Origin of the sequence: Anaeromyxobacter paludicola (assembly GCF_023169965.1) — a bacterium.
Classification (GTDB): Bacteria; Myxococcota; Myxococcia; order Myxococcales; family Anaeromyxobacteraceae; genus Anaeromyxobacter_B; species Anaeromyxobacter_B paludicola.
In genome coordinates, this window is the sequence record NZ_AP025592.1 from 233,703 (window position 1) to 252,553 (window position 18,851).

The 18,851-nt window shown below is 77.3% G+C and carries 14 protein-coding genes; 10 read left to right on the plus strand and 4 right to left on the minus strand.

Translation table 11 applies throughout. The features are described from left to right. Positions 1-10: 10 nt before the first annotated feature. The 4 genes from AMPC_RS01060 to AMPC_RS01075 all read left to right on the plus strand — a co-directional run bounded on the left by AMPC_RS01060 (position 11) and on the right by AMPC_RS01075 (position 4,233). A complete protein-coding gene (locus AMPC_RS01060; RefSeq protein WP_248343702.1) occupies positions 11-460 on the plus strand; it encodes a 4Fe-4S dicluster domain-containing protein in 450 nt (149 codons plus the stop codon). Then, positions 457-1,371 (plus strand): diacylglycerol/lipid kinase family protein, encoded by a 915-nt coding sequence (locus AMPC_RS01065; protein WP_248343703.1) that lies wholly within the window; start codon positions 457-459, stop codon positions 1,369-1,371. The genes AMPC_RS01060 and AMPC_RS01065 overlap by 4 nt, the downstream gene beginning before the upstream one ends. Before the next feature lie 79 nt (positions 1,372-1,450). Further along, positions 1,451-2,299: a hypothetical protein gene (locus AMPC_RS01070; protein WP_248343704.1), complete on the plus strand. Its 849-nt coding sequence runs from the start codon at positions 1,451-1,453 to the stop codon at positions 2,297-2,299. Between the two features lie 113 nt (positions 2,300-2,412). Next, entirely contained in the window at positions 2,413-4,233 is a 1,821-nt protein-coding gene (locus AMPC_RS01075; protein ID WP_248343705.1) for a PAS domain S-box protein, read from the plus strand. A gap of 46 nt (positions 4,234-4,279) precedes the next feature. Here AMPC_RS01075 and AMPC_RS01080 read toward each other — a convergent pair whose 3' ends face one another. Beyond that, complete coding sequence (locus AMPC_RS01080) at positions 4,280-7,060, minus strand: SNF2-related protein (RefSeq protein WP_248343706.1); 2,781 nt, start codon at positions 7,058-7,060, stop codon at positions 4,280-4,282. 186 nt (positions 7,061-7,246) lie between these two features. On the opposite strand from AMPC_RS01080, the gene thiS reads away from it, so the two are divergent. Continuing rightward, positions 7,247-7,447, plus strand: coding sequence for a sulfur carrier protein ThiS (thiS, locus tag AMPC_RS01085; RefSeq protein WP_248343707.1), 201 nt, complete (start codon positions 7,247-7,249; stop codon positions 7,445-7,447). 2 nt (positions 7,448-7,449) lie between these two features. After that, complete coding sequence (locus AMPC_RS01090) at positions 7,450-8,226, plus strand: thiazole synthase (protein ID WP_248343708.1); 777 nt, start codon at positions 7,450-7,452, stop codon at positions 8,224-8,226. A 32-nt stretch (positions 8,227-8,258) separates the two neighbouring features. On the opposite strand, the gene AMPC_RS01095 is transcribed toward AMPC_RS01090, so the two are convergent. Next, the gene (locus tag AMPC_RS01095) at positions 8,259-9,071 is read right to left on the minus strand and encodes a hypothetical protein (protein WP_248343709.1); all 813 of its coding nucleotides are present in this window, start codon (positions 9,069-9,071) and stop codon (positions 8,259-8,261) included. A 48-nt stretch (positions 9,072-9,119) separates the two neighbouring features. On the opposite strand from AMPC_RS01095, the gene AMPC_RS01100 reads away from it, so the two are divergent. Then, on the plus strand, positions 9,120-10,430 hold the full coding sequence (locus AMPC_RS01100) for a thiamine phosphate synthase (RefSeq protein ID WP_248343710.1): 1,311 nt from the start codon (positions 9,120-9,122) through the stop codon (positions 10,428-10,430). Here AMPC_RS01100 and AMPC_RS01105 read toward each other — a convergent pair. Continuing rightward, positions 10,427-10,864, minus strand: coding sequence for a MauE/DoxX family redox-associated membrane protein (locus AMPC_RS01105; RefSeq protein WP_248343711.1), 438 nt, complete (start codon positions 10,862-10,864; stop codon positions 10,427-10,429). The genes AMPC_RS01100 and AMPC_RS01105 overlap by 4 nt on opposite strands. After that, the gene (locus tag AMPC_RS01110) at positions 10,861-11,379 is read right to left on the minus strand and encodes a rhodanese-like domain-containing protein (protein ID WP_248343712.1); all 519 of its coding nucleotides are present in this window, start codon (positions 11,377-11,379) and stop codon (positions 10,861-10,863) included. The genes AMPC_RS01105 and AMPC_RS01110 overlap by 4 nt, the downstream gene beginning before the upstream one ends. 68 nt (positions 11,380-11,447) lie before the next feature. Here AMPC_RS01110 and queD point away from each other — a divergent pair, with 68 nt between their 5' ends. From queD to AMPC_RS01125, 3 genes are all read left to right on the plus strand, one after another. After that, complete coding sequence (queD, locus tag AMPC_RS01115) at positions 11,448-11,840, plus strand: 6-carboxytetrahydropterin synthase QueD (protein WP_248343713.1); 393 nt, start codon at positions 11,448-11,450, stop codon at positions 11,838-11,840. A gap of 65 nt (positions 11,841-11,905) precedes the next feature. Further along, a complete protein-coding gene (locus AMPC_RS20455; RefSeq protein WP_263009629.1) occupies positions 11,906-14,971 on the plus strand; it encodes a PD-(D/E)XK nuclease family protein in 3,066 nt (1,021 codons plus the stop codon). Continuing rightward, positions 14,968-18,570: a UvrD-helicase domain-containing protein gene (locus AMPC_RS01125; protein WP_248346377.1), complete on the plus strand. Its 3,603-nt coding sequence runs from the start codon at positions 14,968-14,970 to the stop codon at positions 18,568-18,570. Before AMPC_RS20455 ends, AMPC_RS01125 begins: the two co-directional genes overlap by 4 nt. Positions 18,571-18,851: the final 281 nt, after the last annotated feature.

The following is an 18,851-nucleotide window of genomic DNA, read 5'->3' on the forward strand; positions in this document are numbered from 1 at the left end:
TACTGCCCCCGTGCCCTCCCGCCTCTCCTCCCTCGCCTACCTCGCCTGGCGCGCGGTCGGCGTCCAGCCGGTCAAGAAGCTCGCGCAGGAGGGGAGCCCCGCCGAGCGGTTCGAGAAGAACTACGCGGCGGAGGGGCTCGTGCCCACCACCGAGGAGGACCGGGCGGTGGCCGAGGCGGCGAGCGCCTGCGTCGCCTGCGGCGTGTGCGAGGCCCGCTGCGAGCTCATGGCGGCCACGCCCCACGTCCGGGCCCTCGGGCTCCACACGGCGTTCCGGCTCTACTCCAAGAGCACGACCGAGCTGCCCTGGGCCCGCGAGGCGCTGCAGGCCTGCGCGCGCTGCGACGGCTGCGACTCGGCCTGCCCGACCGGCGTGCCCATCCAGCGGGTCATCCGCCAGCTCCTCGAGCGGCTCGAGCGGCTCCCGAAGCGCGGCGGCGGGCCCGCCGGCGCGCCGTGAAGCCGTACCTCATCGTCAACCCCGCGAGCGCCGGCGGCAGGACCGGCCGCCACTTCGATCGCATCGCGCGCGCCGTCCGGCGCGAGCTCGGGGACTTCGAGTGCGCCTTCACCAAGGCGCGCGGCGACGGCCGGAACCTGGCCGTGGAGGCGGTCCGGGCCGGGGGCGAGCTCGTGGTCGCGGTCGGCGGCGACGGCACCGCGAGCGAGGTCATCGACGGGCTCCTCGCGGGCGACGGTCCGGCCACCTTCGGCTACATCCCGCGCGGCACGGGCGGCGATCTCCGCCGGACCCTCGGCTGGCCGGACGATCCGGCGGGGGCGGCGCGGGTCATCGCGGCCGGCCGGAGCCGCGTCTGCGACCTGGGCCTGGTCGAGCTGACCCGCCCCGATGGCAGCCTGGAGCGGCGCCACTTCGCCAACGTCGCCGGGTTCGGGATCTCCGGCCGGGTGGTCGCCCGGATGGAGCGGCGCTCCGGGCTCCTGCCCGGCCGGCTCGCGTTCATGCTGGCGAGCGCCCGGGCGCTCGCCGGATGGCAGGATCAGCCGGTCCGGTGGCGCGCCGACGGCGGCCCCTGGCGGGAGGACCGCGTCACCGCGCTCTCCATCTGCAACGGGCGCTACTTCGGGGGCGGGATGATGGTCGCGCCCGAGGCGCGCATGGACGACGGCCTCTTCGACGTGACGGTCTGGAAGGGGCTCGGGCTCGGCGACTTCGCGCTCAAGAAGTCGATGCTCTACGACGGCACGCACGTGCGGCTCCCGAACACCACCCGCCTGCGGGCGCGCTCCGTCGAGGCGGAGCCGCTTGAGGGGGCCGAGGTGCTGCTCGACGTGGACGGCGAGCAGCCGGGCCGGCTCCCCGCCCGGTTCACGATCCTGCCCGGGGCCCTGCGCATCTGCGCGGGTTGATCCGGCCCTGGAGCTGCCGGCCGCTTCGAGCCCTCGCCCGGGGAGCGGGCGCCGCGCCGGCAGTGGCTAACCTTGCGGCATGACCGCGCTCCTCGCCTTGCTGCTCGCCGCGGCGCCGCTGGCGCTCGAGACCCCCGCCGACGCCGACCGGCTCTGCCGCGCCCTCGCGCCGGAGCCGCGCCGGGAGGCCGGCGGCGAGCGCTCCCGCGAGGAGGCGCTCGCGGCGCGCTACCGGGCGCGGGTGGCCGCGCGCGGGCTGCGGCTGCAGCCCTGGGATCCGGAGGAGGAGCGGCTCGCGCTCGACCCCGCCGCCTACCTCGCCGCCGCGGGCGGCGCCCTCCGGCTCTGGGCGCCGGGCGGCGCGGGCGAGCTCGCGGTGCCGGCGAGCCGCGCGGTGCTCGACCGGCTGCTCGCGGCGCGCGAGGCGGGGCGGCTCGCGCTCGAGGTCACCTTCGCGCTCCGGGCCGAGCCGGGCGACTCGCCCTGCGCCCGCGTCGCCGGGGGGCGCGCGGGGGCGCTCGAGATCGTGCCCGTCGCCTGGGCCTGGCTCGACGGCGAGGAGGCGATCGCGGCGGGCGCGAGCGAGCCGGAGCGGCCGGCCTTCCGGGTGGCCGACGGCGCCCGACCCACGGTCACCGTGGACCCGGCCCCCCTCGGCGCCGCGGCGCCGCTCCAGGCCCGCGCCTCGCTCCTCGAGGGCTGCTACCGGGAGGCGCTCGCGCGCCGCCCGGCGCTCGACGGCGCCCTCGTGCTCGAGCTCGCGCCCGGCGCGGCTCCGCGCGTCGCGGCCGACACGGTCCTCGACGAGCCGCTCGCGGCCTGCGTGGCGCGGGTGGCGGCGCCGGTGCGGGCCGCCGCGCGGACCCACGTGCCGGTGCGCTTCGAGCTCGAGCCGCCCGCCACGGCGCGCGCGGTGAACGGGGGGTAAGAAGTCGCTGGCCGCGCACCCGTTGCGGCGGCGGAGCGGTCGGCGTAGGCTGCTCCTCGTCGGGGGCGAAAGGTCGAATCCTGTCCTCGCCGACTCCCCACCAGCTCGAAGCCATGTTCCAGCGATCGCCGGTCGGCATGGCCATGACCGACGCGGCGGGGCGGATCACCGCCTGGAACGAGGCCGCCGTCGGCGTGCTCGGCCTCTCGCGGGAGGGCGCCCTGGGACAGCCGCTGCCCGCGCCCGTGCCGGAGCAGGCCGCGCGGTGGGCCGAGGTGCTGGCGCGCGCCGCGGCGGGCGAGGTGCTGAACCTGCTCGAGTTCCAGTTCCGGACGCCGTCCGGGCGCGTCCGCGACGTCGCCCTGTCGCTCCTGCCGATCGAGGGGGCCGGCCTGGGGGTCATCGCCCAGGACGTCACCGAGAGGAACGCGCCGGCCCGCCGCGCCGCCGAGGCGCAGCACCGGCTCGAGGTGGTCCTCGAGGCCATCCCCGCCCCCATCTTCTTCAAGGACGCGGCCGGCGTGTACCTCGGCTGCAACCGGGCCTTCGAGGCGTACCTGGGGCGCCCGCGCGCGCGCATCGTCGGGCTCGGCGTGCACGAGGTCGCCCCGCCGGAGCTGGCCGAGATCTACCGCCACGCCGACGACGCGCTGCTCGCCGCGGGCGGCACGCAGGTCTACGAGACCCAGGTCCGCTGGGCCGACGGCGCGCTGCGGGAGGTGGTCTTCTCCAAGGCGACCTTCCTCGGCGAGGACGGGAAGGTGGCCGGGCTCGTCGGCAGCATCCTCGACATCACCGAGCGCAAGCGGGCCGAGCAGGCGCTCCGGGCGAGCGAGCAGAAGTTCCGGGCGGCCTTCGACCAGGCGAAGGTCGGGCTCGTGCTGCTCGGACGCGGCGCCCGCTTCGTTGAGATGAACCCCGCCTTCCGCGAGATGCTCGGCCGCTCCGACGAGGCGCTGCGGCGGCTGCGCCTCGCCGACGTGCTCCACCCGGACGACCTCGCGGCGGGGATGGCCTCCTACGAGTCCCTCGTCGCCGGGGAGCGCGACCACGCCTCCTCCCTGCGCCGCGTCCTGCGCGAGGACGGGGCGCTCCGGTACGTGCGCATCGGCGCCTCCGCGATCCGCGACGCCGAGGGGGCGTTCGAGGCGGTGGTGGCGGTGATCGAGGACGTGACCGAGAAGGAGCTCGCCACCCAGGCCCTGCGCGAGAGCGAGGCGCGGGCCTCCCTCGCCGGCCGCCTGGCCTCGCTCGGCACGCTCGCCGCCGGCGTGGCGCACGAGATCAACAACCCGCTCGCCTACGTCGTCGCGAACCTCGACTTCGTCCGCGGCGCGCTGACGGCCGCCGAGGGGTCGGAGGTGCGCCAGGCGCTGGAGGACGCCGCCGAGGGGGCCGCCCGGGTCTCGCGGATCGTCCAGGATCTGAAGGGCTTCGCCCGGGTGGACGACGCCGTGGCCCGGGTGGACCTGGTCCGCGTGCTGCGCTCGGCCGCCAACCTCGCCCGCGCCGAGGTGAAGCGGCGCGCGCGGCTCGAGGTGGACCTGCCGCCGCTGCCCCGGGTGGCGGGGAGCACCGCCCGGCTCGGGCAGGTGTTCCTCAACCTCCTCGTGAACGCCGCGCAGGCGATCCCCGAGGGCGATCCCGAGGCGCACGAGGTCCGGCTGCGGGCCTGGGCCTCCGCGAAGCAGGTGATGGTGGAGGTCAGCGACACCGGGACCGGGATCGACCCCGCCATCCGCCACCGCATCTTCGACCCGTTCTTCACCACCAAGCCGGTGGGGATCGGGACCGGCCTCGGCCTCGCCATCAGCCACCAGATCGTGACGGCGGCCGGCGGCACCATCGAGGTGGAGAGCGCGCCCGGCCGCGGGGCGACCTTCCGCGTGACGCTGCCGGCGTCTGCCGAGAACGACGCCGTCTCGGCGGCCTAGCGACGGCGACGGCGACGGCGGCGCCGGCCTGGCGACCGGGGGGGGCCTAGAGGCACCGCCAGAAGGCGGTCGCCACCAGGGTCCGCTTGTCCTTCACCTGGGCCCGCCGCTTCAGCTCGGCGAGCGCCCGGTCCTTCTCGCCGTACTTCTGCGCCTCGCCGGCGCGGAGGTCGTCGAGCTTGCGCCGGTACTCGCGCTCGGCCCGCTCCAGCATGGCGCGCCGGTCGCGCAGCGGCAGGTCCACCTTGTCGTGGAGGGCGGCGCGCGCCTTCTCCCAGGCGGCGCGGGCCTCCTCCGCCGCCCGGCGCGGCGCCACCAGGGCGTCCTCCACCGAGCGGTCCCAGCGCTCGCGCGACTCGTCGAAGGCGGTGCCGGTCCGCTCCTGGAACTCGGCCACCAGCTTGGTGCAGACCTGGGCCAGCCCGTCCTCCTGGGCCTTGCCGATGGGGATGGCGCCGCCGCGCGGGGCCGAGCGGGTCTCCCGCGCCGGCAGCGAGGCGAAGAGCTCCGCCTCCTCCTGCGGCAGGAGGTGGTAGGCCTCCCCGTCCGACCAGAGGATGAGGTGGATCACCTTCTCCTCGGAGACCACGCCCTCGAGGCCGATCTTGTAGGCGAACCACCAGCCCTCGCGGCCGCCGAGCTCGCCGAGCCGCTCCGGCAGCGCCGCCGAGTCGAGCTCGAGGAAGGAGACGGCGTCCTGCGGCCGGGCCCGGACCGCGTCGGCGGCGGCGCGCGCCAGCCGCGCGCGTCGGGCCTTGGAGCGCGGGCCGGGGAGGGCGACCACCTCGGTCTCGGGGAGCGGCTGCGCCTGCTCCCCCTCGAACACCGCCTGGACCAGCGCCTCCTCCTGCGCCTCGCGCTGGGCCACCGCCTCGCGCGCCTTCTGCTCGGCCACGCGCAGCTTCCCGCGCACCTCGCCGTCGAAGCGCTCGAAGAGGAGCGCCTGGGCCGCGGCGAGCCGCGCCTCGATCCGCTGGTCGAGCTCCCCGCGCAGCTTCGCGAACGCCTGGTCGATCTCCTCGCCGGAGCGGCAGGACTGGTAGATGTCGAGGACCCGCTTCTCGAAGTCCACGCCCGAGCCGAGCGCGCCCAGGATCTCGTCCGAGGCGCCGAAGACGCCGTCGAAGAGGGCCAGCTTCTGCGAGAGCAGGTCGTAGAGCCGGGCGTCGGCGGCGTTCTGCCGGTTGAGGAAGTTCAGCACCAGCACGTCGCGCTGCTGGCCGTAGCGGTGGCAGCGGCCGATGCGCTGCTCGACGCGCTGGGGGTTCCAGGGCAGGTCGAAGTTGACGACCAGGTTGCAGAACTGGAGGTTCAGCCCCTCCGCCCCGGCCTCGGTCATGATCAGGATCTGGCTCTTGTGGCGGAACTCCTCCACCAGCGCCTGCCGCTTGTCGGCCCCGCCGACGTCGCCGGAGAGGCAGGTGACCGCGTAGCCCTTCGACTCGAGCAGCCGGGCGAGGTAGTCCTGCGTGCGCCGGAACTCGGTGAAGACCACCGCCTTCTGCGGCCAGCCGCAGGCGCGGGCCACCGTGAAGGTCCGGTCCACGCCGCGCACCAGCGCGTCGCACTTGGCGTTGGAGGTGATGCTGCGGGCGAGCCGGGCGCAGTCGCGCAGCTCGGCCAGCTCCGCCTTCATCTTGGAGACCGCGACCGGGCCCGACGGCGACTGGTAGTCGAAGGCGTCCTCGGGCAGCTCCTCCAGCTCGTCCTCGAAGCCGGCCAGCTCGAGCTCGAGCGAGGCCTGCGCGGCGCACTCGGCCCCGGCGAGCTTCTCGTCGAGCGCGTCGGCGAGCTTCTCGAGGGTGTGCGCCAGGGCGAAGGAGGAGGAGGCCAGGATCTTGCGGTAGACGAGCACGAACAGCGCCCGGCGCCCCGGCGGGATGGCGTAGGTGTCCTCGCGCCGGAGGTACTCGCTCACCCGGTCGTAGAGCTCCTGCTCCCGCGGGGTGGGCGCGAAGTCCTCCACCAGCGAGCGGCGGGCGGTGAACTTCACGTACTCCTTCACCTGGCGGCGCAGGGTGCGGACCACCACCGGCGCGAGGCGCGCCTGCAGGTCGGCCGCCTTCTCCTCGGTCATCTCGCCGGTGGCGTACTGGAGCCGGAACGCCTCCTCGTTGCCGAGCAGCGCGTCGTCGATGAAGGCGGTGAGCCCGAGCAGCTCCATGAGGTCGTTCTGGAGCGGCGTCGCCGTGAGCATCAGCTTCGGGCACTTGCGCAGCGCCTTGCGGAGCGCCTGCCCGGTCTTGTGGTCGCGCTTGTAGGCGTTGCGGAGCCGGTGGGCCTCGTCGATGACCGCGAGGTCCCAGGGCACGCGCTCGAGCTGGTCGGCGCGCAGCGCGGCGAACTGGTGCGAGCAGATGACGATGCCGCCGGTGTCGAAGGGGTTGAGCCGGAGCCCCTGCTTCTCGGCGGCGCGGGCCCGCTCGCCGTCCACCACCTCGGAGTCGAGCGCGAACTTGCTCCGGAGCTCGTCGCGCCACTGGGCGCGGAGCGACGACGGCACCAGGATGAGGATGCGCCCGCGCCCCTCCGCCGCGAGCTGCGCCAGCACGAGGCCGGCCTCGACCGTCTTCCCGAGCCCCACCTCGTCGGCGAGCACGGCGCCGCCGGTCGGCAGGGCCGAGAGGGCGAAGGCCGCGGCCTCTATCTGGTGGGGGTTGAGATCGACGGCCGACTGGGCGAGCGCCGGCGCGAGCCGCGAGGCGCCCGAGCCCGAGCGCGCGGTGAGCGCCTCCGCGCTGACCCGCTGGTGAAAGCGGGTGAGCCCCGCGCCGTTGCCGCCGACCTGCTCCGCGCGCTCGCGCGCGGCTGAAACCACCGACCCCATCCGTCCGCCTCCGTCCCACTCACCCTGCCGCCCGCGCCCCCCCAGGAACCGGGAGCGCTCGCCAGCGACACAAGCGGCCATCCTAGCCGATCCCCGGCGAAGGAGGGAGCGCGATCCGCCGCGCACCTGCGCCCACTCCCGCTTCCAGCGTTTGACCCCGGCGCCGCGCCGGTCTACATGGACCGGATGCAGGTCAAGCTCAACGGCGAGATCCGCGAGCTCCCCGACGGCCTCACGGTCACCGGGCTGCTCGCCCACCTGGGCATCAAGGCCCCGCGGGTGGCGATCGAGGTGAACGAGGCGGTGGTCACCAAGGACCGCTACGAGTCCCACAAGCTCTCGACCGGGGACTCGGTCGAGATCGTCGCCTTCGTCGGAGGAGGGTAGCCATGGCCGCGGACGGATGGAGCCTGGGGAAGCACGCCTTCACGAGCCGCCTGCTCGTGGGCACCGGCAAGTACAAGGACTTCCCCACCATGAAGGCGGCGCTCGCCGCGTCCGGCGCCGAGGTGGTCACGGTGGCGGTGCGCCGGCTCGATCTCTCGAAGCAGGGCGACGAGTCGCTCCTCTCCTGGATCCCGCAGGGGATGAAGCTCCTGCCCAACACGGCCGCCTGCTTCACTGCCGACGAGGCGATCCGGACGGCGCGGCTCGGGCGCGAGCTCGACATGGGCGACCTCGTGAAGCTCGAGGTCATCGGCGACAAGCGCACCCTCTTCCCCGACGTGGAGGAGCTGGTGAAGGCGGCGGCGGTGCTGGTGAAGGAGGGCTTCACCGTCCTGCCCTACACCAACGACGACCCGGTCACCGCGCGCAAGCTCGAGGACGCGGGCTGCGCGGCGGTGATGCCGCTCGGCGCCCCCATCGGCTCCGGCCTCGGCCTCCGGAACCCGTACAACCTCCGGATCATCATGGAGACGGTGAAGGTGCCGGTGCTGGTGGACGCCGGCGTCGGCACCGCCAGCGACGCGGCGCTCGCCATGGAGCTCGGCGCGGTGGCCGTGCTCATGAACACCGCCATCGCCGAGGCGAAGGACCCGGTGATGATGGCCGAGGCGATGCGCGACGGCGTGGCCGCCGGCCGCAAGTCGTTCCTCGCCGGCCGGATCCCGATGAAGCTCCACGCCTCGGCGTCGAGCCCGATGACCGGGCTCATCGGCACCTAGGGCTCCGCTCGACGGGGAGGGGGCGCGGCCCCCTACAACGGCGCGGCGGGCGCGATCCGCGTCACCGACTCCACGTCGAGCCGGAACACCCGCGACGGCTTGCCCCAGTTGCCCGCCGAGAACCCCTTCGAGATCTTCTCGAAGGCGGCCGGGTTCTGGTGCGGCGCGAACTCCTCGACCACGCCGCGGACCTGGAGCCCGGTGTAGTCGTCGAGGTCGAGGATGGTGCGGGTCTCGCGCTTGTTGGCCTTCAGGTTCATGTAGGTCTTGAGGGCGAGCCCGTCGCCGTGGAAGAGCTGCAGCCGGCCGTCGCGCAGCTCCCAGTGGTAGATGAACCGCGGCGAGATGTTCGCCTGCACGCCCACGCCCACGAGCGCCGCGCGGACCCCGCCGACCGTCTCCTGCACCTCGTCGTAGGGGATCTGCTCGAAGAACTTCATCGTGTAGGGGCTGTGGTGGACGGTGAAGATCTGCGACCCCTTCACCCGCAGGTGTCCCTCGGGGGTCTGCTCGTAGAGCGCCGACGCAGGCGTGCCCGGGTCGTTCCCCCGCGTCTTCACCTGGAAGCCCTGGTACTGGGAGACGTTGGTGACGTGGACCGTCAGGCACTGCCACGGCTCCGGCGGCCGCGGCAGGGCGCCGCGGAGCTCCACCGTCATCTCCGTCGCCGAGGCGCCCGGCTCGAGCCGGACGATCGGGTGGACCGAGACCGCGGCGTAGGTGTTCGGCTGGCTGGTCGTCCCCATGAAGCTCAGCACCTTGTCGAACGGGACGGTGCTGAAGTGAGGGACCTGCTTGCGCTTCTGCTCTTCCAGGAAATCGACGACACTCTGAAGATCGGACACGAAGGTCTCCTCGTCTCCCCTGGTGGCGAAGCGTCCGGAGGATTAGCAATGGCGGTCCCCGCTGTCCACCTCATAACGGACCGCCGGCTGGTCCCGGACCTGCCGGCTCGCGCGAGACAGGCCCTTTCGGGGCTGCCGCCCGGCACGGCCGCGGTCCACCTGCGAGAGAAGGACCTCGGCGGCGCGGCGCTCCTGCGGCTCGCGCGAGCGCTCCGCGACGCCTGCCACGAGGCGGGGCAGCTGCTCCTGGTGAACGACCGGCTCGACGTCGCCCTCGCCGCCGGGGCCGACGGCCTGCACCTGCCGGCGAGCGGCCTGCCGCCCGCCGAGGCCCGCCGCGCGCTCGGTCCGGGGCCGCTCCTCGGGGTCTCCTGCCACTCGGAGGCGGACGTGGCCCGGGCCCTCCGGGGCGGGGCCGACTTCGCCACCTTCGGCCCGGCGTTCGCGACGCCGTCCAAGCTCCGCTACGGGCCGCCGGTCGGGCTGGAGGCGCTGCGGCGGGCGGCGGCGCTCGGCCTGCCGCTCGTCGCGCTCGGCGGGATCGACGCCGCCAACGCGGGCGCGGCGCGCGCCGCCGGGGCCGGCGGGGTGGCCGCCATCCGGGCATGGCTCGCCGCGCCCGATCCGGCCGCCGCCGTGGCCGCCCTCCTCGAAGGCTTCGAGAACCCCGCTCCCGCGCCGCGGCTCCCACCTCCCGACCCGTCCCGGAGGACCGCCATGCCCCACGACCCGCAGCGCGAACACGGCCCGCACGACCACCACCACGGGCGCGACGCGCACGGCAACCCCGCGGACCTCGCCGCCTACGTGGCGAAGCAGGAGGACCCCTCGCGCGACGAGTGGCAGAAGCCCGACCAGGTGCTCGCCGCGCTCGGCGTCGCGCCGGGCCAGGTGGTCTGCGACGTCGGCGCGGGCCCGGGCTACTTCACGCTCCGCCTGGCGCGGGCGGTCGGGCCGGGCGGGGTGGTGCACGCGATGGAGATCGAGCCTGCGATCCTGGCGATCCTCCGCGAGCGGCTCGCCGCGGCGGGCGCGTCGAACGTCCGCGCGCACCTCGTCGCGCCCGAGGCGCTGCCGCTCCCGCCCGAGCCGTGCGACCTCGTCCTCGTGGCCGACGTCTTCCACCACTTCCCGGACGGCCCGGCGGCGCTGCGCGCGCTCGCGGCGCGGCTGCGCCCCGGCGGCCGGCTCGTCAACCTCGACTTCCACGCCGGCGAGCTGCCGGTCGGGCCGGGCCCGGACCACAAGGTCTCGCGCGAGGCGTTCCTCGCCGCCGCCGCGGAGGCCGGGCTCGAGGTGGACCGGGAGCTCTCGTTCCTGCCCTACCAGTACCTGTTCGTGCTGCGCCCGGCCGGTTAGCCCGGCTCGACCGGCGCCCGCGCCGGCCGGAGGCGCCCCGGGCCGCCCACCGCCACCGCCACCGCGGCCGCCAGCATCGGCAGGTCGCGGAGCACCGTGCCCCAGGTCGCCGCCTCCGCGCCGCCGAAGCAGCCGCAGTGAAGGTCGATCCCGCGCAGGAGCGCCTGCGAGAGCCCGGCGACGAAGAAGACCAGCATCGCCGCGGTGACGAGCGCGGCGGCGCGCGCCGCGATGCCGAGGACGAGCAGGGCCCCCACCGCGAGCTCGATCCCGACCACCGCCGCCGCGGCGGCCGGGACGAGCGCCGCCGGGAGCATCCGGTAGTTGGCGAGGTCGGTGGCGAAGGCCGCCATGTCCGGGAGCTTGGTGGCCGCGGCGTAGAGGAAGAGGGCGCCGAGCGCCGCCCGGGCGAGCGCGAGGAGCACGGGCCTCATCGCGCGCCCCCGCCGCAGACGTCGCAGGGTCCGGAGACGCCCGGGCCGCCCGCGGCCATCCAGGCCGGCCAGGCTCCGGTGAGGACGCGGACCTCCCGCACGCCCCGGGCGCGCAGGCGCGTCGCCACCGCCTCCGCCCGGCCGCAGTCGGCCTGGCCGTCGTAGACCACCACCAGCGGGAAGGTGGCGAGCCGGGAGACCACCTCGTCCTCGCCGGCCCCGCCGGGCGGCAGGTGCAGGGCGTTGGTCACGTGGCCCGCCTCGTACTCGCGCGCCTCGCGGGCGTCCACGAACCCGGCCGTGCAGGCGGTGCAGCGCGCCGCGGCCTCCTCCACCGAGATGCGCGGCGTGGCGAGCGGCCCCTGGGCCGGGAGCTGGCAGGTGCCGGCGCCGGTGTCGGCGAGCGCGCGGGCCGGCCGGCCGAGCGCCGCGGGGTGCGGCGAGAGGGCGTTGGCGCAGAGCCCGGCGAGGGCGCCGGCGAGCGCCACCCCGGCGGCCTGGGAGACGAGTCTCACGCCGCCATGCTAGCGCGCCTCCGGGCGGGGTGCACCGGGGAGGCGGGGCGGGTATATTGCGCGCCGAAATGGGTTCCCCCGTCTACGAGATCTCCAAGGACTTCTTCTTCTCCGCCGCCCACTGCATCCGGTTCCACCCGGGGAAGTGCGAGCGGCTGCACGGCCACAACTGGCGCATCCGCGTCCACGCCCGCGCGTCCGAGCTGAACCACCTCTCGATGGTCGTGGACTTCGCCGACCTCCAGAAGATCGTGGCCGAGCTCTGCGCCCGGTTCGACCACCGGAACGTGAACGAGGTGCCGCCGTTCGACGAGCTCAACACCACCGCCGAGAACCTGGCGCGCTTCTTCTACCAGGAGGCGGATCGGGCCCTGCTCGAGACGGAGAAGGGGCGGGTGCGGGTCTCCAAGGTCGAGGTCTGGGAGAACGAGGGCTCGCTGGCGGTGTACCGCGAGGAGTGAGCGCGCCCGCCTGCGTCCCGGCGGGTCCCCGGCCCGGCGTCAGGGCGAGGCGGTAACCTCCCGCCGTGTCCACCCTCTGCCTCTTCCCGACGCCGCTGCGCGCGGCGCGCGCCACGCGCCGCCTCTGCGACGCGGAGGGAGGCATCCTCTTCGGCGCCCGGGCCACCACGCTCGCGGCCCTCGCGCCCGGGCTCCTGGCCGGGGCGGGCGATCACCGGCCGCTGCTCACCCCGCTCGCGGAGCTGCTCCTCACGGTGGAGGCCGGGCGGGCCGCGGGCGGCTCCTTCGCCGGCCTCGATCCCGCGAGCGGGCTCGCGCGCGCCCTCGCCTCGGCCCTGGCCGAGCTCCGGCGCGGGGAGGTCCCCGCCGCCGTCGCGGCCGGGGTGGCGCGGGAGCTCCCGGGCCGGGCCGGCGCGCGGCTCGGCGAGCTCGCGGCCGCGCTCGCCGCCTACGAGGCGCGGCTCGGGGAGCTCGGCGCCCTCGACGCCGCGGCGGCGCTCCGGGCCGCGGCCGAGGCGCTCCGGCGCGGCGCGCGGTCGGAGGAGACGCGCGACCTCTCGCTGCTCGTCGCCGAGGGCTTCGCCCAGGTCTCGGCGCCGGAGTGGGAGCTCCTCGCCGCGCTCGCGGCCCGCGCCGACCGGAGCCTCTTCCGGCTGCCATTCTTCCCCGACCGGGCCGACGCCTGCCGGCCGGTGGAGCCGCTCCTGCGCAGGGTCGAGTCGCTCCACGACGTGGCCGCCCGGCGCGAGATCTCGGTCGGCTTCGGCGCCCTCGAGGAGCGCGCCCCGGCGCTCGTGGCGGCCCTCCGGGCGGTGGCGGGCGGCCCGGGCGGCGCCGGTCCGCCGGCCGGGAGCGGGGCCCTGGTGGCGGCCTGCGGCCCCGGGGAGGAAGGGGCGGCCGATGCCGCGGCGCGGCTCGCGGCCGGCTGGCTCGAGGCCGGGCTCGCCCCCGACGACCTCTGCTTCGTCGCCGCGCGCCCCGACGCGGCCGGGCCGCTCCTCGCCCGGGCCTGCGCCGCCCACGGCGTGCCCGTGAGCGGGATCCGTCCGGGCCCGCTCGCCGAGGCCCCGCCGGTGCAGGCGATCCGCGAGGCGCTCCTGGCGGCGCCGCGCCTCACGCGCCGCGCCGCGGAGCGGCTCGCCGCGTCGAGCTACCTCGGGCTGGCCGCCCTCCCGGCGCGCCTCTCCCACTGGCTCGACCGCGCCGGTGCGCTCGACGGCCGCAACCTCCCGGAGGAGGCGCTCCGCCGCCGCGCCGCGGCGCTCGAGGCCCGCCGCGCCGCGCCGGAGCGCGCCGCCCTCCTGCGCGCCGCCGACGCCCTCGCCGCGTTCGACCGCGCGCTCGCGCCCCAGCGGGCGCCCGCCACGGCGCGCGAGCGGGCCCGGCTCCTGCGCGGCCTGGTGGAGCGGGCGGGGGTGCGGCGGCGCGCCGCCCGCGCCGAGCCGGCGCTGGCGCGCCGCGACCTCGCCGCCGTCTCGGCCCTCGAGGAGGCGGCCGACGACGTCGCGCAGGCGCTGGCCCTCTGCGGCCGCGGCGCGGCGCTCCTTTCGCTCGACGAGCACGTCGCGCTGCTCGATCTCGCGTGCGGCCGCGCCGCCGGGCCGGGCGACCCGGAGCCCGCCGCCGGCGCCGTCGAGGTCTGGCCGCTCTCCGAGGCGGCCGGGCTCTCCGCCCGCGGCGCCATCCTCCTCGGCTGCGGGCGGGCCGACTTCCCCGCGCCGCCGCCTCCCGAGCCGCTCCTGCGCGACCCGGAGCGGCTCGCCCTGAACCGCGCCCTCGCGCGGGGGGCCCTCGCCACCGCGGGATCGCGACGGTCCGAGGCGGAGCACCGGGCCTTCGCCGCGCTCGCCGCCGGGCGCGAGCGGCTCGGGCTGGTCTGGCCGGCCGACGGCCCCGACGGCCCCGGCGACGCCCCGGGGCCGCTCGTGCTCGAGGCGCTGGCGGCGGCCGGCGTCCCGCTGCCCGAGGCCGGCGCCGGCGAGGCCGCGCTCCCGGAGGCCCGCACCCCCGCGGAGGCGCTCCGGGCCGCCGCCCGGCTGGCCCGGGCCGGCCACGGGGAGGGCGCGACCGAGGCGCTCCGCGGGGCGGGGGAGGCGCTGGCGCGGCGCGCCGCCGAGGCGGCCCGGCGCGGCGCGCTCGAGGCGGAGCGGCGCGAGGCCATGCTGGCCCGGACCGCCGCGCCCGGCGCCGGGCTCCTGCCGCCCGCGCTCTCGGCGGCGCTCCGCGAGGCGCTGCCGGCCGAGTGGTCGCCGACGCAGCTGGAGGCCTTCGCGCGCTGCCCCTACCAGCTCTTCCTGAAGCTCGTGCTGAAGCTCCCGGACCGGGAGTCGGCCGATCTCGACATCGACCCGCGCGACGAGGGGCAGCTCCTGCACGCGCTCATGGAGCGGTTCCTCTCGGCCCGGCTCGCCCGCGGCGCCTTCCCGGTGCGCGGGGACGAGGCCGACCGGGAGGAGGCCCGCGCGGTGGCGGCCGGCCTCTTCGCCCGCTTCGAGGCGGAGGGGAGGGTAGGGGACCCGGCGGTCTGGGCGGCTCGGCGGGAGGCGGTGCTGGCGCGGCTCGACCGGGTGGTGGAGGCGGAGGGGCGCGACGCCGGCGGGCTCGTGCCGCGGCTCCTCGAGCACCAGTTCGGCGGGCGCGGCGCCGAGCCGCCGCTCGCGATCGAGGACGGCGCCGAGACGGTGCTGCTCCAGGGGCGCATCGACCGCGTGGACTCGGGCGGCGGCCGGCTCCTCGTGCTCGACTACAAGAACGCCCGCAGCGGCGCCGAGCAGCAGGAGAAGCTCGAGCCCGAGGCGCTCGGGGAGGTCAACTTCCAGGTCCCGGCCTACCTGCTCGCGGCGGCGCGGGCGCTGCCCGGCGCGGAGCGGCTCGAGGCCACCTACCTCCTCCTGCGCTCGGCCGAGCGGGCCGAGCCGTACGCCGCCGCCGCGGGCGACGGCTACTTCGCCCTCGACGCGGCGCGCCGGGCCGAGCTGCGCGCGGCGGGCGCGCCCAACTTCGCCGACCAGGTGGCGGCGGTGGTCCGCCGGATCCGCGCCGGCGAGTTCCCCATCGCCTCGAGGAGCTGCAAGGGCTGCGGGTTCGGCGCGGTCTGCCGGTTCCAGGCGGCGGCGGAGGAGCCGGCGTGAGCAAGGTCCTCGTCTGGAGCGGCGCGGCGCAGGCGCTCTTCCGGCTCGACGCCGACACGGCGGTGTCGGCCGGCGCCGGCTCGGGCAAGACCACCTGCCTCGTCGAGCTCTGCCTGCGGCTCCTCTCCGGCGAGGCGACCGGCGAGCCCTGCGAGCCCGCCGCGCTCGCGGCCATCACCTTCACCGAGAAGGCCGCCGAGGAGCTCTCGGAGCGGCTGCGCGCCGCGGTGGGAGAGCGGGCGCGGGCGGCCGGGCCGGGATCGGACGAGGCGCGGGCCTGGCTCGCCCGGCTGCACGGCCTCGACCGGATGCAGGTCGGCACCATCCACGGCTTCGCCTCGCGCCTGCTGCGGGAGCACGCGCTCGAGGCGGGGCTCGACCCGGACTTCGCCGTCGCCGAGGAGGAGCGGTCGTCGGAGTGGCGGCGCGAGGCGGCCCGGGCGGCGGTGGTCGAGGCGGTGGACGCCGGGCGCGCGGAGGCGCTGCGGCTCTGCGCCGGGCACGGCGCCGGTGGGCGCCGGCAGGGGCTCGCCGACGTGGTGGCGGAGCTCCTGCGCGAGCGCGCCACCCTGGGCGCGACCGGCCCGCTGCTGCCGGCCCCGGACCGGACCGAGGAGGCGCGGGCCGCGCGGGCGGCGCTGCTCCGGGCCTGCGACGGCCTCCTCGCGGCGGCCGCCGACGTCGCCACCCAGAGCGGGCGCAAGGCGATGGCCGCGCTGGCCGAGCGGGCGGCGGCGCTCCCCGAGGAGGACCGCGCGGGCCCGCTCACGGTGGGCGGCATCGGCCGGCTCACCGGGCTCGCCCAGGCGGTGAAGGGCTGGCGGGTCGGCAAGTCGGACGGCGAGCGCTCCCGATCGCTCCGGGCCGAGCTCGCCGACGCGGCCGAGGCGTTCGCGCCGCTCGCCGCGGAGGCGCTGGCCGGTCCGCAGAAGGCGGAGCTGTGCCGGCTCGCGGCGAGGGCGGAGGAGCTGTACGCCCGTCGCAAGCGGGCCGAGCACGCGCTCGACTTCGACGACCTCCTGCTCGGCGCGCGCGACCTGCTCCGCGCCGACGCGCCGCTCCGGGCCGAGCTGCGGGGGCGCTTCCGCGCGCTCCTCGTGGACGAGTACCAGGACGTGAACCGGCTGCAGCAGGAGCTCTTCGAGCTGCTCGCGTCCCCGGGCGCGGGCGAGGGCCCCCGCGCCGTCCGCGTCGGCGTGGGCGACCTGAAGCAGTCGATCTACCGGTTCCGCGGAGCCGACGTGGCGGTCTTCCGCCGGTTCATGGACGAGCTCGCGGGCGGCGGCGGGCGCGTGCTCCACCTCTCGCAGAACCACCGGTCCTCGCCGGCGGTGCTCGAGCTCGTAAACGAGACCTTCGCCCGCTGCATGCAGCCCGCCGGCGCGGACGCCCGTCCCTACGAGCTCGCCTTCGGCGGCGACGACCGGCTGCTGCCGGTGCGCGGCGAGGGCGGGCGGCCCGCCTGCGAGCTGCTCTGCGACGGCGAGGGCGGTCGCGCGGCCGAGCGGCGCGAGCGCGAGGCGGCGGCGGTCGCGGCGCGGGTGAAGGCCCTCGTCGGCGGGGCGGCCGGGCTCACCGTGCCGGCCCGCGGCCCGGACGGCGTGGAGCGGCCGCGCGCCCCCCGCTACGGCGACGTCGCCATCCTCTTCCGCCGGCTCACGCAGATCGGCGAGTACGAGCGGGCGCTGCGCGCCGCCGGCATCCCCTACCGGCTCGCGCGCGGCGGCGGCTTCTACCAGGCGCCCGAGGTGCGGGACCTCGGCGAGCTCCTGGCGAGCCTCTTCGACCCGGAGGACGCGCTCTCCTGGGCCGCGCTGCTCCGCTCGCCCTTCTGCGGCGTGAGCGACGGCGCGCTCTTCCTGCTGGGGCGGGCCGGCTTCCCGCGCCTGGCGCGGCTCTCGCCCGACGATGCCGCCGCGGCCCTGGCGCCGCTCTCTGGCGAGCCGCTGGCGGAGGCGCGCCCGGAGCCCTCCCTCCCCGCCGCGCGGGGAGGGCCGGGGAGGGGCGGCCAGGACGGGCCCGCGGCCTCGGACGACGCTCCTCGCCTGGCGCGCTTCCTCACCGTCTGGCAGTCGCTCCAGCCGCTGCGGGATCGCCTCCCCGTCCCCGATCTGCTCGACCGGGCCGTCGCCGCGCTCGACGTCGAGGCGGCCCTCCTCGCCGCGCCCGACGGCGAGCGGCGGCTCGTCAACCTGCGGAAGGCCATCGGGCTGGCGCGGCGCTTCTCCGCCCAGGGCGGCACCGCCCGCGCCTTCGCCGAGCGGCTGCGGGTGATGGCCGAGCGGCCGCCCCGCGAGCCCGAGGCGGAGCTCGAGGCCGCCGACGCCGTCGCGGTGCTCTCGGTCCACCAGGCGAAGGGGCTCGAGTGGCCGGTGGTCTTCGTCCCCGACCTCGGGGCGGCGCAGCGGAACGACGGCCGCCGCGCGCTCCTCGACGCCGGCGACCGGCTCTGCGCGCAGCTCTACGACCCGGCCGCGGAGCGGTTCCTCCCGACGGCCGCGGTCGAGGCCGCGCGCGAGGAGGCGAAGCGCGCGCAGGCCGCCGAGTCGCGGCGGCTCCTCTACGTGGCCCTCACCCGCGCCCGCGACCACCTGGTCCTCTCCGGCGAGAGCGCCCGCGGCGCGTCCGAGAGTTGGCGCGCCTTCGTCGAGGTCGCCGCGGCCGCCAGGCCCGACCTCGTCCGGACCGTCCCGAGCGCCGAGGCGGCGAGCGCGCTCGCGGGCCCCGCGCCGCTCCCGGCTGCCCCCGCCGCCCCGGCGCCCCTCCCGCGCCTCGGCGCCCCGCGGCTCGCCGCCCCGCCGCGCCTGGCCGCGGTCCGGCTCGCCGTCACCGAGCTTGCCGAGCACGCCCGCTGCCCGCGGCGCCACTTCTTCGCGCGCCACCTCGGGCTGCCCGAGCGGAGTCACGTCTCCGGCCAGCCGGTGCAGGACGACCCGGAGCGCGCCACCGCGCGCGGCACGCTCGCGCACGCCATGCTGGCCGAGACCGATCTCGCCGCGCCGCCGCTCGAGCGTCGCGCGCAGCTCTCGGCCGCCGCCGCGCGCCGCGGCTACGACCCGGGGAGCCAGGGGGTGCGCCGGATCCTGGGCGACGTGTCGCGCTTCCTCGACGCCGCCGAGGGCCGCGCGCTCGCGGAGGCGGCGCGCAAGGGCCGGGTCCGGCGCGAGCTGCCGTTCCTGCTGCGCCTCGCCGGCGACGGCGTGCCGGACTGCTACCTCACCGGCGCCATCGACGCGCTGGTCGAGGCCGGTCGCGAGGCGGTGGTCATCGACTTCAAGTACGCCCACCCCCGGCGCGAGGCGGCCGAGCGCTACCGGATGCAGCTGCTCGCGTACGCGCTCGCGGCGCAGCGGGCGCTCCCGGGATCGAGCATCCGCGCCCGGCTCCAGTTCCTGCGCGGGAGCTGCGCCGCCCTCGACCTCACGCCCACCGACTCCGAGCTGTCGCGCTTCGCCCGCGAGGCCCCCTTCGCCGCCGCGTCCGCCTGCGCCGGCACCGCCGCCCAGCGGACCCCCGCCGCCCTCGGCCGCGACCGCGCCCGCTGCGAGGCCGAAGGCTGCGGCTACCTGCTCCGCTGCTACCCGAGCGGCGGCGCGTAGCCCGGGCCCGAATCAAGACCGGGAGGCCGCCGGGGACGGGCGGCCGGAAGGAGGGGCCGCCGGGGGAGGGGTCCCAGCGCAGCTGGGGAGGGGCGCAGCCCCTCCAAGCCGGGCGAGCCTCCGCGACCCGCGAAGGCGGGCGCGGAGGCGCAAGGGCCCCGGCGAGCAGGGGTGGGGCCCCGACGGCTCTGCCGGCGGGGCGGGGCAGCATGCCCCGTGTAAAAGCCGGGGTCCCAGCGCAGCTGGGGAGGGGCGCAGCCCCTCCAAGCCGGGCGAGCCTC

Coding starts and splice junctions, on each gene's coding strand:
- AMPC_RS01070 (WP_248343704.1), top strand. CDS start 1,451: ATGACCGCGCTCCTCGCCTTGCTGCTCGCCGCGGCGCCGCTGGCGCTC.
- AMPC_RS01075 (WP_248343705.1), top strand. CDS start 2,413: ATGTTCCAGCGATCGCCGGTCGGCATGGCCATGACCGACGCGGCGGGG.
- AMPC_RS01080 (WP_248343706.1), bottom strand. CDS start 7,060: ATGGGGTCGGTGGTTTCAGCCGCGCGCGAGCGCGCGGAGCAGGTCGGC.
- thiS (WP_248343707.1), top strand. CDS start 7,247: ATGCAGGTCAAGCTCAACGGCGAGATCCGCGAGCTCCCCGACGGCCTC.
- AMPC_RS01090 (WP_248343708.1), top strand. CDS start 7,450: ATGGCCGCGGACGGATGGAGCCTGGGGAAGCACGCCTTCACGAGCCGC.
- AMPC_RS01100 (WP_248343710.1), top strand. CDS start 9,120: ATGGCGGTCCCCGCTGTCCACCTCATAACGGACCGCCGGCTGGTCCCG.
- AMPC_RS01105 (WP_248343711.1), bottom strand. CDS start 10,864: ATGAGGCCCGTGCTCCTCGCGCTCGCCCGGGCGGCGCTCGGCGCCCTC.
- queD (WP_248343713.1), top strand. CDS start 11,448: ATGGGTTCCCCCGTCTACGAGATCTCCAAGGACTTCTTCTTCTCCGCC.